The following is a 13,946-nucleotide window of genomic DNA, read 5'->3' as shown; positions in this document are numbered from 1 at the left end:
CTAGTCCCGCGGCCCAGCGTACAGAGGCATGCGGATGATCATGCTCAGGCCTCCGCCCGGCGTTGGTTCGGCCCCGAGTTCGCCTCCCATCGCTTCGATGAAGCCCTTCGCAACCGCGAGGCCGAGGCCGATACCGGGGCCGGTCTCCTCATCGCCCAGACGCTGGAACGGTTGGAACATGGCCATGACGCGTTCGGCCGGCACTCCGCTGCCGTGGTCGATGACGCGGAGCTCGCTCACGGGCCGGTCTGCAACGCTGGGGGCGAGCAGGCCGCCGGTCGTCGCGACGATGACAATGTCGCTGTTCGGCGCATACTTGACCGCGTTCTCGACGATGTTGGCGAGCGCCCGCACGAGGAGGCCGCGGTCGCCGTCGAGCGCCGGCAGATTCGGGGCGAGATCGACGCGGACCGCGTCCGGCGCCAGTTCGGAGAGAACCTCGGAGACGACGTCGAGCCACGTGACCGGCTCGTGCAGGACCGACACGCTCGCGCTGTCTATGCGGGACATGTCGAGGAGATTGGCGACGAGGTTGTCCAGGCGGTTCGAGTAGGCGTCAATAGTGTCGAGCATCTCTTCCTGCTCCTCGGGAGTCGTCTTTCCCCGCTGCCGCTTGAGTGCCGTGACCGCGAGGCGGATGCCCGCGAGCGGCGTCCGCAGGTCGTGGGAGACGGCCCTCAGGATGGAGGTCCGAATGCGGTTGGCTTCGCCGAGCCGGACCGTCTCTCGGAGGCTGAGCGAGAGCTGCTGGCGCTCGAGGAGCGCGGTGAGGTGGGCTTCGAACGCGGAGAGGAGCCGGCGTTCGCGCCCACTGAGGGGCCGTCCAGTCCAGGCGAGGGTCTGCTCGCCGTCCAAGGGGTCCGCACCGTCGGCTTCTTCCAGGCTCGCGGGCGCGTCGGTGCCGGCGCTGGCCCGCACTTTCCAGGTGCCGTCGATGTCGGCAAGCAGACTGACGGCGTCCAGTTGGAATTCCGCTCGGAGCTGTTCGAGGAACTCGTCCGCGTTCTGGTCTCGGGCGAGCGAGCCACTGGCCAGTTCACTCAGCGTGCTCGCCTCTGCACGGGCCGCCACCGCGTCCCTGGATCGGCGCGAAGACACCCCGACGACGAGGGAGAACGCGACCGCGACGGCGATGAACGCCACCAGGGCGAAGAAGTTCTGCGGATCGTCGATCGTGAGGGTGCCGACGGGTGGGGTGACGAAGTAGTTGAGCAGGAGCGAGTCGAAGACCGCGGCGACGACTGCGGGCCACAGCCCGCCGACGAAGGCGACGAGGACGACGGCGCACAGGTGGGCGAGCACGTGCGTCGTGAGGTTGAGCTGGGGGAACGGCAGGAGCGCCGCTGTCATCAGGATCGGGACGACGAACGCGAGGATGTACCCCGTGATTGCCCGGGTGCGCCCAAGCAATGGCGTGAGCCTGAGGCGGGGCCCGCGGCCGGCGAGCGGGTGGGTCACCATGTGGACGTCGATCTCGCCCGAGTCGCGCACGACGGCGCTCCCCACCCCTCCGCGCCCGAGGAACTGCTGGAGGCGAGTGTGCCGGGAGACGCCCACGACGATCTGCGTGGCGTTGACACTGCGCGCAAAATCGAGCAGCGTCGATGCGATGTCGTCGCCCGCGAGCTGGTGGTAGCTGCCACCAAGGTCCTCGACGAGCCGACGCTGCGCGGCAAGGGACTGCTCCGAGCCCTCAGCTAGGCCGTCGGGGGTGCGGACGTGGACCGCGAGGAGGTCGCCGCCGCTCACGCGCGAGAGGATGCGCGCGGCCCGGCGGACGAGCGCCTCGCCCTCGGGTCCTCCCGTGAGGGCAACGACGACACGTTCGCGAGCAGGCCACGTCTCGTCGATGCGGTGACGCTTCCGGTACTCGGCAAGCCCCTCCTCGACCCGGTCGGCGAGCCAGATGAGCGCGATTTCCCGAAGGGCCGAGAGGTTGCCGAGCCGGAAGTAGTTGGCGAGCGCGGCATCGATCTTGTCCGGTGCGTACACGAGGCCGGAGCTGAGCCGCTGGCGCAACAGTTCAGGCGGGATGTCGACGAGTTCGATCTGATCCGCCTTGCGCACAATCGCGTCTGGAATCACCTCTTGCTGCCGGGTGCCGGTAATGGCCTCGACGACGTCGTTGAGGGAAGCAAGGTGCTGGACGTTGACCGTCGTCAGCACGTTGATGCCGGCTTCTAGGAGCTCGTCGACGTCCTCCCAGCGCTTGGCATGGCGGCTGCCAGGAGCGTTGGTATGGGCGTACTCGTCGACCAGCGCGGTGTGGGGCTTGCGGGCCAGGACGGCATCGACGTCCATCTCCGGGAGCTTCGTGCCGCGGTACTCGACGACGCGCAGCGGCACGGCCTCAAGTCCTCGGACCAGCGCGGCGGTCTGGGCCCGCCCATGGTCCATGACCACGCCGACGACGACGTCGGTCCCGCCCGCGACGAGGTGGTGGGCCTCCTCGAGCATCGCGTAGGTCTTCCCGACGCCCGGCGCGGCGCCGAGGAAGATGCGCAGGCTCCCGCGGTCCATGCTGCTGATTCTTCCCCTATTTCCAGACTTTCTCTTTGACGTCGTTACTTCAGCCTCGCGGCGATCGCGAGGTTTAGCTTCGTGGTGTTAACGGCGGGCTGGCCCAGCAACCCCAGGACTTGGTTCGTCGTCGCGTCGGTGACCAGATGCTGCACCTCGTCGACGCTGAGACCTGTCGCCTTGGCGACACGCGGCACCTGGAGCTGGGCGTAGGCCGGGGAGATATCCGGATCCAGGCCGGACGCCGAAGCGGTCACGGCGTCGAGCGGGACGGCTGACGCCGGAACGTCTTCGCGGGCCGCGATCGCGGCACGGGCAGAGGACTCTGCCTTGGCGAGGGCAGGGTCCGAGGGACCGAGGTTCGATGCCCCGGATGTCGTGGAGTCCCACTTCACCGCGGAGGGCCGCGGGAAGAAGAGCCGGTTCTCTTTCTCGGGAACGGGCTGGACGATCAGGGTCGATGCCGCGGGCGCCCCGTCGAGCTGTGCGATCGACCCGTTCGCCTCCGGAGAGCCGATCACCTGGCCCACGCCGAACATGACGAGCGGGTACAGCACGCCCAGCACGAGCGTCGCGACCGCGAGGAACCGGAACGACGTTGCGAGCTGCCGCAGGTAGACGTTCACGTGGCCCTCCTTCCTTGTCTTCGCCTCAATGCAGTCCCGGCACGAGGGCCAGAAGCAGGTCGATGATCTTGATGCCGATGAAAGGTGCGACGATCCCGCCAACGCCATAGACGAGCAGGTTTCGCCGCAGTGCCTGTTGGGCGGTGACGGGCCGGTAGCGCACGCCGCGCAGGGCGAGCGGAACGAGCAGCACGATGATGATCGCGTTGAAGATGACGGCGGCCAGCACCGCGCTCTTCGGGCTCGTGAGACCCATGACATTCAACAGGCTCAAGCCTGGGAAGACCGCGACGAACAAGGCTGGGATGATGGCGAAGTACTTTGCGACGTCGTTCGCGACCGAGAACGTCGTGAGCGAGCCGCGCGTGATGAGCAGCTGCTTCCCGATCGCAACGACGTCGATGAGCTTCGTCGGGTCGGAGTCGAGGTCCACCATGTTGGCTGCCTCCTTCGCGGCCTGTGTGCCCGAATTCATGGCGACGCCAACATCGGCGGCCGCGAGGGCGGGAGCGTCGTTTGTGCCGTCCCCGGTCATCGCGACGAGCTGCCCCGCCTTCTGCTCGGCCCGGATGCGGGTGAGCTTGTCCTCCGGCGTGGCTTCGGCCAGATAGTCGTCGACGCCGGCCTCCTTGGCTATCGCTGCCGCGGTGAGCCTGTTGTCTCCTGTGATCATGACGGTGCGGATGCCCATGCGGCGCAGTGCAGCGAAACGGTCCGCGATCCCCGGCTTCACGACGTCGGCGAGATGGACAGTGCCCAATACGCGCGGCCTGTGCCGCTCGGGTTGGTCCACGCCGTCGTCCGTCGCCACCACGAGGGGCGTGCCGCCGTCGCTCGCAATCGAGTCGACGTCGTCGCGCACTCCCGGCGGGATGTCCCCTCCCAGCTCGCGGACCCAGCGCGCGACGGCGGAAGCGGCGCCCTTGCGGTAGCGGCGCTTGCCCTCGTCGAGTCCGCTCATTCGCGTCATCGCCGAGAATTCGACAACGGCGAAGGCTCCCTGTTGCCCCGCACTGCGTGCGAGCTCGTCCAGACTCGGGCCCGTCGCGCCGCGCTCGCCCGCAAGGTCGACGATCGAGCGGCCTTCAGGGGTTTCATCCGCGAGGGACGCGAGCCGCGCGGCCGCGATGAACTCGGCCTCTGGGACCCCTGGCGCGGGGAGGAAGTCCACGGCGCGGCGGTTGCCGAACGTGATCGTGCCGGTCTTGTCGAGCAGAAGGGTCGTGATATCTCCCGCTGTCTCGACTGCACGGCCGCTCGTCGCCAGGACGTTGTGCTGGACGAGGCGATCCATTCCCGCAATGCCGATCGCCGGTACGAGCGCGCCGATCGTCGTGGGGATGAGGCACACGAGGAGCGCCACGAGCACCACGGGGGAGGGGACGGCGCCCGCGAGGTTGGCGAACGGCACAAGCACGACCGTGACGGCGAGGAACACAATCGTGAGCGCGACGAGCAGCACATGGAGGGCAGCTTCGTTAGGCGTCATCTGGCGCTCGGCGCCCTCGACGAGCGCGATCATGCGGTCGATGAAAGTCTGGCCGGGGTCGGCCGTGATCCGAACCACGACGCGGTCGGAGATGACCTTCGTGCCGCCTGTCACAGCGGAACGGTCCCCTCCGGATTCGCGCACCACCGGCGCCGACTCGCCGGTGATCGCGGATTCGTCGATCATGGCGAGGCCCTCGACGATCTCGCCGTCGGATGGGACGACGTCTCCCGCTTCGCAGACAACGAGGTCTCCCTTGCGGAGCTCTGGAGCGGGAACGCTTTCCTCAGCCGCGTTTCCTTCCCCACGGGCCGCGCCTTTGAGCCTGCGTGCGAGCAGCCCTTGTCGGCCTGCTCGGAGGCTGTCCGCTTGCGCCTTTCCCCGGCCCTCGGCGAGGGCCTCCGAGAAGTTCGCGAAGAGGACGGTCAGGAGCAGCCAGAGGGTGATGACGAGGCTGAAGACGACGTCGGGGCTCGCCTGGATGATCTGGGCGGCACACGCGACGACGGACACGACCGTGCCGACCAGCACGGTGAACATGACGGGGGAGTGCCGCATCTGCCGGGGGTCGAGCTTGATGAATGACTGCGGGATGGCCGCGAGGACGAGCTCCCGGTTGAACGCCTTGCGCCGCTTGTACGCATGCCCGGAGAGCTCGGTGACGCGCGGCGCCGGCGCATGGCTGGGCACGTCAGGTGAGGGATTGGTCGCTAGGGGGCGAGCGTCGTGAGACGTGGTCATCTGAAGGTTCCCTCCGCGATGGGTCCCAGCGCGAGGGCTGGGAAGTAGTTCAGGGCGGTGAAGAGGACCGTCACGGTGCCGAGCAGGCCGGCGAACAGGGGCCCGTACGTCGCGAGAGTGCCCGGCGATGGTGGGATGGGCTTCTGCGCGGCGAAGCTCCCTGCGAGGGCCAGCACGAGGACCATCGGCAGCACACGGCCGAGCCACATCGCGACATTCATGAGCGAGGAGATCAGGGGGTCCGAGGCGCTGATGCCCGCGAAGGCCGAACCGTTGTTGTTCGCGCCCGACGTGAACGCGTAGAGCAGTTCGCTGAACTGGTGGGGCCCTTGGGAGGGCGCATCCGCGACGACAGATGGGATCAGGACCGCTGCGCCCGTGAGCACGAGGACGAGGACCGGCGTCACGAGCAGGTACAGGGCCGCGAGCGTCATGTGGCGGGCCTGGATCTTCTTTCCCAGATATTCAGGGGTCCGGCCCACCATGAGACCGCCGAGGAACACCGCGAGGACGGCGAGCACGAGCATCCCGTAGAGGCCCGAGCCGACCCCGCCTGGGGCGATCTCGCCGAGCATCATGTCGAACATGGCCATGCCGCCGGCCAACGGTGGGAGCGAGTCGTGCATCGAGTCCACGGCGCCGGTGGAAGTGAGCGTCGTGGCGGTCGCGAAGATGCCGCTCGCGGCGGGGCCGAATCGCTGCTCAAGGCCCTCGCCGAGGTTGGGCCACGCCGCGATGGTCGACGCCATGATCCCCTCTGCGATGAGCCACAGTGCCGCCATCACGGTCAGGATCGTGTAGCCCTGCTTCCGGCTGCCGACCATCTGGCCGAACGTGTAGGGGAGCGAGAAGGGGATCGCGAGGAGCAGGAAGACCTCGAAGATGTTGCTGAACGCGTTCGGGTTCTCGAAGGGGTGCGACGAATTGGCGTTGAAGTATCCGCCGCCGTTCGTGCCGAGTTCCTTGATGGCCTCTTGGCTCGCGACCGGGCCGCCCGGGATCGTCTGCGAGACACCCGTGATCGCATTGTGCACGGTGCTCGGCGAGAAGTCCTGGACGACGCCGGTCACGATGAGCAGTGCGGCCACGACCGCCGCGAGCGGAAGAAGAACGCGGAACGTGATGCGAGTCACGTCCACCCAGAAGTTTCCGAGGGAATCCGACCCCTTCCGGACGAACCCACGCACAAGGGCGAAGGCAATGGCGATGCCAACGGCTGCGGAGACGAAGTTCTGCACTGCGAGGAAGGCCATCTGCACCACGAAGCCAAGGGTCGATTCCGGGACGTAGGCCTGCCAGTTGGTGTTCGTGATGAAAGAGATGGCAGTGTTCATGGCTACCCATGGGTCCACGCTCGCCATCCGGCCACCCGAAAGGAGCGGCTGAAGGCGCTCGGCGGCGTAGAGCAGGATCACGCCGGCCACCGAGAATGCGACCATGCTGCGCGCATAGCCCTTCCAGGTCTGCTCGCTGTCCGGACCCACCCCCGCCGCCTTGTAGATCCAGCGCTCGAAGCGGAGATGGGCGCCGTCGTCCGCTACCTTGGCGAGGTACGCGCCCAAGGGCCGGTGGACCGCGCCGAGTGCCACTACGAGGATGCCGATCTGGGTGATGAAGGAGAGGAAGCTGAACTGCATCGGTCACCGCCCGCCCGGGCGGAACAGCTGGTCCACGAGATAGATGCACACCGCGAGGGCAACAAGCCCCAGCAGAATCCAGGCGATGATTCCGTAGCTCATGCCCGGTCCACCAACTTCGAGATGGCCGAGACGCACCACATCACGAGACCGGCCAGCACGAGAAAGATCGCCACGACGGCCACATCGGCCATGACACAACCCCTTCCGCCAGGACCGCGCCCTGCAGGTCCTCACGGAAACAGTGAATCTTCCCGCAACGGCCAGCCAGAGCCTCTTGACCCGTTCCTAACGCCGCCACCGGGTTTCTTTGCGCGGTCTTTGCGCGAGGCATGTCTTGACCGACGGCAGCGAGCAGCCGAGAGTGTCCCCTGTGAGGCGTGAGGCGGTCCGAGAGTATTTGGCGAGTGCCCTCTGGGCGATGCCGACGGCGGCTGTCATCCTTGCGCTGATCGCGGGCGCGGGCCTGTCCTCGATCCTGATCAACCCGACGTCGCCCTTTGCCTTCCTCGTCTTCCAAGGAACTTCCGACGACGCCCGCAATCTCCTCATCAGCATTGCCAGCACGATGGTGACGGTCATCGCCCTAGTCCTCGGGTTGACCGTGGTGGCGCTCCAACTCGCTTCGACCCAGTTCAGCCCACGGCTGCTGAGGAACTTCCTTCGCGACATCCCGAACCAGCTGACCCTGAGCGTCTTCGTCGCGACCTTCGCCTACAGCACGGCAGGTCTCTACACGGTCGGCGTTGCGAGCGGTCAGCGCACCGAGACCTACCCCCGCCTCGCCGTCAGCGGGGCCTTGCTCCTCTTGTTCGTGAGCATGGTCATGCTCGTATTCTTCGTGCACCATCTCACGCACTCCATCCAGATAGACCAGGTCATGAAGAGCGTGGAGAAGGCAACCGTCAAGGTGCTCGAGAGCTCTTTCCTCGAGGGAGATCCAGAGGTGCGGGTGCCGGAACCCCCGCGGGGGGCCTTGGCTTTGCCTGCGCCGAGGTCGGGGTACGTCCAAGCCGTCCATGGCAGCGCGCTGGTCGAGATGTTGGAGGAGCTGGGCCTGACCGGCCGGATCGTCCCGATGGTCGGCCGTCACGTCGTTGAAGGAGCTCCCCTCGCTTGGGTGTGGGGCGGCAAGGATGGCAGCGGGCCCCCTCTTGCGCCCGACGTCGTCGAGGAGTTGCGCAGTGCGGTCACGCGGAGCGTGCGAGTAGGTTATGAACGCACGCTCGAGCAGGACGTCGCGTTCGGCATTCGGCAACTGGCCGATATAGCGTCCAAGGCTCTCTCCCCGGCCGTGAACGATCCGTACACTGCGAATCAGGCGGTCGATCACCTGGCCACCATCCTCGCCGCCCTTGCCGTGCGGCGGCACGGGCCCCAGTCGGTGACGGACTCTCAGGGCGTTGTCCGGCTGTACGTCCCGGCGCGGGACTTCAACTACCTCATGGAGTTGGCTCTGGGGCAGGTCCGGCGGTACGGGGCGAGCGAGCCCCGGGTGGTCCGTGCGCTTCTGCGGGTGTGCCGCGATGTCGCATGGTTCAGCGACGAAGCGCATCGCGCGGTTGTCCGGAAGTACGTCGAGACGCTCCTCGACGATGTTCGGCGGGTGGTTCCCCAAGCTGAGGACCGCGAGCCGCTGCTGGCGGAGGGAAGCGCGGTGCTCGACGCCCTCTCCTAGCCGCAGCCCATGCCCCTGAGCCGCAGTCAGTTGAGGTTACAGCTGCCCCCGGCGGGATTCGGTGAAAAGCCTTGCGGGAACCGACGCCGGTTCTGCCGGGTCAATCTGGACCAGCACGTCGTCGCCCGCGGCCAAGACCGTTGATGCGCGCACCTGGAGCGGGCTGCCCCGACGTAGGATGAAACTGATCCAGACGTCTTCGCCGAGCCCGAGGTCCCCGATCGCCTTGCCGTCGGCCGCCGATCCGACGGCAACCCGATAGCGGTGGAGCCCTTTGGGAGGTTCTCTGAACCGTAGGCCAAGGCCCCAAGGCGTGGGTTCGACCATGCGCATTGGGACGCGGCAGCGGGCGGCCACCCACGGCACGAGGCTTCCTTGGACCAGGACGGAGAAGACCACGACGACCAGGATGATGTCGTAGATGCGCGTGGTCCCCGTCATTCCGGAGCTGAAGACGAAGGTCCCGAGGAGGATCGGCACGGCGCCCTTGAGGCCGGACCAGAGTACGAAGATCCGTTCACCTCGTTTGAGCTTGACCGGCATCAGCACCAAGCCCGCGAACACGGGGCGGATGACGATGGTGAGCAGGACGGCCAGCCCCAGGCCGATAGCCCAGGCGTTGCCGTCGGGGAGAGTGCGCAGGCTGACGGTAAGTCCGAGGACGACGAAGACCACGATCTCGGCGATGCTCGAGAGGGACGCGTGGAAGCGCCTGATGTCGCCCTTGTAGGGGGCGGCTTCATCACCGAGGACGATGCCGGCGATGAAGACGGCGAGGAACCCCGAGCCGTGGGCGACGGTTGCAATGCCGTACAGCGCGAGGGCACCAGCGAGGGTGCGAAGCGCATAGAGTCCCTCGCTCGGCAGCTGGACGCGGCGCATGAAGGCCAGCAGGAGCCGTCCTCCCACAATTCCCACGACGCCGCCCACGGCCATTTGGAGGGCGAAGTTGACGATTGTCGCGCCCGCGTCGATCCCGCCCGCACCGCTGCTGCCAGCCAGCAGGCTGACCATCAGGGCGATGCCGACCGGATCGTTGGCGCCCGACTCTCCTTCGAGTATGACGCCGGCACGGCCACCGACCTCTCTGCGGCCCAAGACCGAGAACACGACGGCGGGGTCGGTGGGGGAGAGCGCTGTGCCGATCACCAGGGCCGTAGTCCAGTCGAGGCCGAACAGTTCGTGCGCTCCCAGTGCAAGGCCGCCCGCGGTGACGAAGGTTCCAGCCAGCCCGAGCCAGAGGATCGGCACCGCCGCGGATCGAAAGCGCGACCAGCCGATGTGCATCCCGCCGTCGAAGAGGACGACGGCAAGGGCGATCGTCACGACGCGCTGGACCGCCGTGGTCGAGAGCTGTCCCAGTGCGGGGAACACATCCGAGGCCACGGCCGCGCACGCGAGGAGTATCACGGGGGCCGGGATGAGGAGGCGCGCGCTGATGCGGTTGGAGAGCACCGCGGCGAGAGCGGCGAGGGCGACGACTAGTACCACGAGCCCGAACGGAACAACGTCCTCCAAGCCTGTCTCCTCCTTCCGGGATGTTCGGGGTCCGGGGCAGTGAACCCGCGAGCCTGAGCCGGGGCACTCCGGCGACAGGAAGTCAGGAGAACGGGCCCTCGTCCGGTATTTCTAGCTGTGGGAGTCGCATTCCAGCACGTTGGCACGTTCAGGGGGCGACTTCAATAGACCTTAGTGCCCACTCCGAGAGTGGGTGTAGCGCGGCAGGTGGATAAACCGCGGGCCTGTGAGGGCCGCGCGGAAGGCCAAGTTGAGGCAGTTCCCCGAACTCGCGCCGGACTCCGAGGGCCCGTCGGCCGACTGGCGTATTACACTCGCGCAAGAGAACGCTTCCCGCGACGTGGGTTTCGCGTCGCCATCTGCACCTACGTCGAGAGGACTGCGGCCATTCACGACGGGTTACAGCTCCGGCCAGCCGGAGCCGAAGATGACGAGGCGATCGAGCGCCTCGGTGCGGCGGCCGCCGACGGCGGCGCGATCGGTTTCCGCATCCACACGCACGTTCGAACAAGTGGTACCGCTCTCACGCACTTCAGTAGCGTCGTTGCTGAAGATATCCGCAACGGCGAGTTGGTCGGATCGGCGCGCCTGACGCTCGGTCGGTTCCGATATGAGGGCGCGGAGCGACCATACGCGCTTCTGGGCGCTCTCGTCGTGCACCCGTCGCACAGGAGGCAAGGCGTCGCGCGGGCGCTAGCCCGTTGGCGGATCGAGCGAGCCGAGCAGTTGGCGGGGCCGAACGTCGTCGTAGTCGCGGACATCCAACGCGGCAACGTCGGCTCGATGGCAGCGGCGCGTCGGTGGGCCACGGCGTTCAGCATGCCCGCCATCAGCGTGCCCGTGCCGATGCTTTCGCATCCGCCCCGGGCGCCGAAAGGTGTCGAGCTGCGCGCCGTGTCGGGCGAGGATCTGCCCGAAGTGGCCGCTGGTGTGACGGAGGCGACGCAGGAATACAACTTTGCCCGGATTTGGTCGCCCAAAACGCTTGAGCAGTGGCTTCAGTGGGTGCCGGCCGGGGAGCCGGTGAACCACTACCGTGTCGCGACAAGCCCCTCTGGTGCCATCCTCGCGGGGCTGGCTGTGCGCGAGGAAGGGCTGCTTCGAACGATGGAGGTCGTGCGGATGCCTGCCGCGATCCGGCTCGCCAATTCAGTGCTACGCGTCGTACCCAAAGACCGGATGCTGCGGAACCTGAGTGTAGAGCACTTCTGGTTTCTCCCCGGACAGCGCGAGGCGGCGACCGCGTTGTGGCAGGACACACGCTGGAGTTTCCGGGAGCGGGCCAGCAATATGCTCATCACTTTGGATCCCCGAAGCCCCGTCCTCCCCGTTCTGGACGTGAAGGCCTGGACTCCCAAAACGTCGATCACGACAGCGGTGCGCGCCGACCTGCCGCCAAGAGAAGATCGGCTGGTGGCACCGCTCGAGTGACGTGCGCCGACCGGCCTTGCCATCTGATGCTCAGATCTGCAGCTCGGCGCCCACGACTACGGCGTTGTTCAGCGGCAGCGCCGCGAAGCCGACCGCGGTCCGAGCGTGGGCACCGACGGTCGGACCAAACAGCTCGAGAACCAGGTCGGAGAATCCGTTGATCGCGTTCGTCGTCTCGCCATAGCCGCTATCGGCGTTCACCATGCCGGTGACGGTCACCCACGCAGTTATGCGGTCGAGGTCGCCGATCGCATTCCGCACGCTACCGAGAACCGAGAGAACGGTGGCTCTGGCGGCCTCCGTTGCCGCTTCGAGCGAGACCTCCGACGGCACTTTTCCGAAGGGACCGGCGAGTTGACCGTCACTCGCTTGAGGCGAGTGACCGGACACGAGGACCCGGTTGCCGACGACTCTCACCCACTCGAAGGAAAAAGCGAAGCCCTGCGGTGCTCGCGCCGGTTGCGGCAGGACAAGGCCGCGCTGAGCAAGCCGTTCCTCGATGATGCCCACGGGTCGATCATCGCTCGGACCGCTTGCCTCCGCAATGCGCTTGCCTCCGCAATGATCGTCCGAACCCATCAGCGCGTCAAAGAGAACCCTCATCTCTGGCTAAGGCTGCATGGCCGTGGGTTGTGGTCAGTTGATGCCGCCGTTCGCGCGGAGGGTCTGACCGTTTATCCAGTGCCCGGTCGGGCCCGCGAGGAAGGCGACCGCGGCCGCGATGTCCTCTGGGGTGCCGAGGCGCTCCAGCGGCGAGGCCTTCGCGAAGAAGTCAGCCTGCTCGGGGCTCTTGCCCTCGAGGAACATGTCGGTGGCTGTCGGGCCGGGAGCGATGGCGTTCACGGTGATGTCCCGGCCGCGGAGCTCGTGGGCCAGGACGAACGTCATTGCCTCGACGGCGGCCTTGCTGGCCGCGTAGCCGGTGTAGCCGGGCAGGACCCGGCCGATGACTGAGGAGGAGAAGTTCACGATAGCCCCGCCTCGGCGGACCCGGCGGACGGCCTGCTGGTCCACCGTGAAGGTTCCGAGCACATTGGTCCGCAGCATCCCCTCGAGGTCCGCGAGGTCGAAGCCGGCCAGCGGTGAGAGCGTCATGCGGGCGGCCGCGTGGACGACGACGTCAACCCCGCCGAAGGCCTGTTCGGCGCCATCGAACGCGGCCAGGACTGCTTCCGGGTCGGCGACGTCCGCCTTCACCGTGACGGCGTGGGAGCCCGATCGCTCGACCGCTGCGAGGACCTCGCGGCGGCGTCCGCGTCCGTTCCGTAGCCCAGGGCGAGGGAATAGCCGTCGGCGGCGAGGTGCTCGGCCACCGCGCGGCCGATTCCCCGCGAGGCGCCCGTCACGAGGGCGACACGATGGTCGGAGCATGCAGGCATGGAAGACTCCTTCAGATCAAGATTTCTAGGCTGGAGACTAAAAATATACTCCAGCCTGCATCCCGTGCGAGACTGGTCGCATGTCAGAAGCGGTCCCCGGCCGGCGCGAGCGGCAGCGACTCCAGATGCGGCGGCGGTTGCTGGAGGCAGCCCTGTCGCTCTTCGAAGCGCAGGGCTTCGAGGCAACCACGATCGACCAGATCGCCGAGCGGGCGGACGTCGCCCGCCAGACCGTGCTGAACCACTACCCGACCAAGCGTGACTTCGTGCTCGCGTGGGGCGAGAGGCGCAGGCAGGAGGCGGCAGAGGCCTACGTCCCCGGTTCTGGCCGGATGCGCGAGCGCCTGCACCGCATCTACGACGTGCTCGCCCAGATCAACGAACGTGAACGCCCGCTGACCCGCATGCTGCGCGGGCAGATGGTCGTCCCCCAGCCGGTCCCTCCAGCGGTGATGGCCACACTCGAAGACGGCGCAGCCTCCGGCGAACTCTTCCCCCAAGCAGCACCCCAGGACGTCGCCGAGATCCTCGCCGCGGTCTACTTCGACACCCAAAACCGCTGGCTGCTCGAAGACCCCCCCGCCTTCGACCTCAAAGAGACCCTCAGCCGCAAACTCGACCTCATCCTCGGACAGCCCACCGCGACCTGACCTTCCCGGGAGGCCCAGCAGGCACCGCCAGCCTTTCGGTACAGGTCCGGGGGCCGTCACATGATGGCCGTTTCCCTCGCTGCCCGGACCCGGAGCCCGGGGGCCCAGCGTCGTCGTCGGGACTGTCCATGGCCCCCCGTCTGCCCCGGTTCGCCGATTCTACGATTTCGCGGCCCGGCACATCTGGACGTGGATGCAGGGATACGTGCTTCAGTTGGATCATCGACGTCGACTGGCTTCGTTGCGCTTGGCCGTCTCCACCAGATGACCGGTTCCG

General features: G+C 67.2%; 11 protein-coding genes and 2 pseudogenes. 4 read left to right on the top strand and 9 right to left on the bottom strand.

Annotated features, from left to right (window positions below):
* From LK10_RS06385 to LK10_RS21765, 5 genes are read right to left on the bottom strand one after another with little or no spacing between them, the layout of a single operon-like run.
* On the bottom strand, window positions 1-2,520 hold the full coding sequence (locus LK10_RS06385) for a DUF4118 domain-containing protein (protein WP_043121261.1): 2,520 nt from the start codon (window positions 2,518-2,520) through the stop codon (window positions 1-3).
* Window positions 2,521-2,564: 44 nt separating this feature from the next.
* Window positions 2,565-3,146 carry a K(+)-transporting ATPase subunit C gene (kdpC, locus tag LK10_RS06380; RefSeq protein ID WP_043121258.1) on the bottom strand — a complete coding sequence of 194 codons (582 nt, stop codon included), beginning with the start codon at window positions 3,144-3,146 and terminating at the stop codon, window positions 2,565-2,567.
* A gap of 25 nt (window positions 3,147-3,171) precedes the next feature.
* On the bottom strand, window positions 3,172-5,376 hold the full coding sequence (kdpB, locus tag LK10_RS06375; RefSeq protein ID WP_043121256.1) for a potassium-transporting ATPase subunit KdpB: 2,205 nt from the start codon (window positions 5,374-5,376) through the stop codon (window positions 3,172-3,174).
* Window positions 5,373-7,013 (bottom strand): potassium-transporting ATPase subunit KdpA, encoded by a 1,641-nt coding sequence (gene kdpA, locus LK10_RS06370; protein WP_043121253.1) that lies wholly within the window; start codon window positions 7,011-7,013, stop codon window positions 5,373-5,375. Before kdpA ends, kdpB begins: the two co-directional genes overlap by 4 nt.
* A 3-nt stretch (window positions 7,014-7,016) precedes the next feature.
* On the bottom strand, window positions 7,017-7,115 hold the full coding sequence (locus tag LK10_RS21765; protein ID WP_156144061.1) for a potassium-transporting ATPase subunit F: 99 nt from the start codon (window positions 7,113-7,115) through the stop codon (window positions 7,017-7,019).
* Window positions 7,116-7,377: 262 nt separating this feature from the next.
* Between LK10_RS21765 and LK10_RS06365 the strand changes: the two genes are divergently transcribed.
* Window positions 7,378-8,691, top strand: coding sequence for a DUF2254 domain-containing protein (locus tag LK10_RS06365; protein ID WP_156144060.1), 1,314 nt, complete (start codon window positions 7,378-7,380; stop codon window positions 8,689-8,691).
* A gap of 36 nt (window positions 8,692-8,727) precedes the next feature.
* Here the strand turns inward: LK10_RS06365 and LK10_RS06360 are convergent, their stop codons facing one another.
* Together LK10_RS06360 and LK10_RS22225 are read right to left on the bottom strand one after the other, a co-directional pair.
* Window positions 8,728-10,209: a cation:proton antiporter domain-containing protein gene (locus tag LK10_RS06360; protein WP_043121251.1), complete on the bottom strand. Its 1,482-nt coding sequence runs from the start codon at window positions 10,207-10,209 to the stop codon at window positions 8,728-8,730.
* A gap of 399 nt (window positions 10,210-10,608) precedes the next feature.
* Window positions 10,609-10,869, bottom strand: coding sequence for a hypothetical protein (locus LK10_RS22225; protein ID WP_043121249.1), 261 nt, complete (start codon window positions 10,867-10,869; stop codon window positions 10,609-10,611).
* On the opposite strand from LK10_RS22225, the pseudogene LK10_RS23015 reads away from it, so the two are divergent.
* Window positions 10,798-10,944: pseudogene (locus tag LK10_RS23015) on the top strand (GNAT family N-acetyltransferase); the annotation flags it as partial. The gene LK10_RS22225 and the pseudogene LK10_RS23015 sit on opposite strands and share 72 nt — an antisense overlap.
* A gap of 84 nt (window positions 10,945-11,028) precedes the next feature.
* On the top strand, window positions 11,029-11,640 hold the full coding sequence (locus tag LK10_RS21220) for a hypothetical protein (protein ID WP_231567642.1): 612 nt from the start codon (window positions 11,029-11,031) through the stop codon (window positions 11,638-11,640).
* Between the two features lie 30 nt (window positions 11,641-11,670).
* Here LK10_RS21220 and LK10_RS06345 read toward each other — a convergent pair whose 3' ends face one another.
* Both LK10_RS06345 and LK10_RS06340 read right to left on the bottom strand, forming a co-directional pair.
* Window positions 11,671-12,150, bottom strand: a complete 480-nt coding sequence (locus LK10_RS06345) for a RidA family protein (protein ID WP_043121244.1) — start codon at window positions 12,148-12,150, stop codon at window positions 11,671-11,673.
* 126 nt (window positions 12,151-12,276) lie between these two features.
* Window positions 12,277-13,019, bottom strand: a pseudogene (locus LK10_RS06340) (SDR family oxidoreductase).
* 80 nt (window positions 13,020-13,099) lie between these two features.
* Between LK10_RS06340 and LK10_RS06335 the strand changes: the two are divergent.
* Window positions 13,100-13,669 (top strand): TetR/AcrR family transcriptional regulator, encoded by a 570-nt coding sequence (locus LK10_RS06335; RefSeq protein ID WP_043121241.1) that lies wholly within the window; start codon window positions 13,100-13,102, stop codon window positions 13,667-13,669.
* Window positions 13,670-13,946: the final 277 nt, after the last annotated feature.

It is taken from the genome of Sinomonas humi (genome assembly GCF_000802235.1).
In the GTDB taxonomy this organism is placed as follows: Bacteria; Actinomycetota; Actinomycetes; order Actinomycetales; family Micrococcaceae; genus Sinomonas; species Sinomonas humi.
Note: the sequence above shows the minus strand (reverse complement) of the source record. Positions and strands in the feature narration are given on the sequence as shown.

Bases quoted from the DNA above. Each gene is read 5' to 3' on its own strand.
- LK10_RS06385 (WP_043121261.1), bottom strand. From the start codon at position 2,520: ATGGACCGCGGGAGCCTGCGCATCTTCCTCGGCGCCGCGCCGGGCGTC.
- kdpB (WP_043121256.1), bottom strand. From the start codon at position 5,376: ATGACCACGTCTCACGACGCTCGCCCCCTAGCGACCAATCCCTCACCT.
- kdpA (WP_043121253.1), bottom strand. From the start codon at position 7,013: ATGCAGTTCAGCTTCCTCTCCTTCATCACCCAGATCGGCATCCTCGTA.
- LK10_RS21765 (WP_156144061.1), bottom strand. From the start codon at position 7,115: ATGAGCTACGGAATCATCGCCTGGATTCTGCTGGGGCTTGTTGCCCTC.
- LK10_RS21220 (WP_231567642.1), top strand. From the start codon at position 11,029: ATGCCCGCCATCAGCGTGCCCGTGCCGATGCTTTCGCATCCGCCCCGG.
- LK10_RS06335 (WP_043121241.1), top strand. From the start codon at position 13,100: ATGTCAGAAGCGGTCCCCGGCCGGCGCGAGCGGCAGCGACTCCAGATG.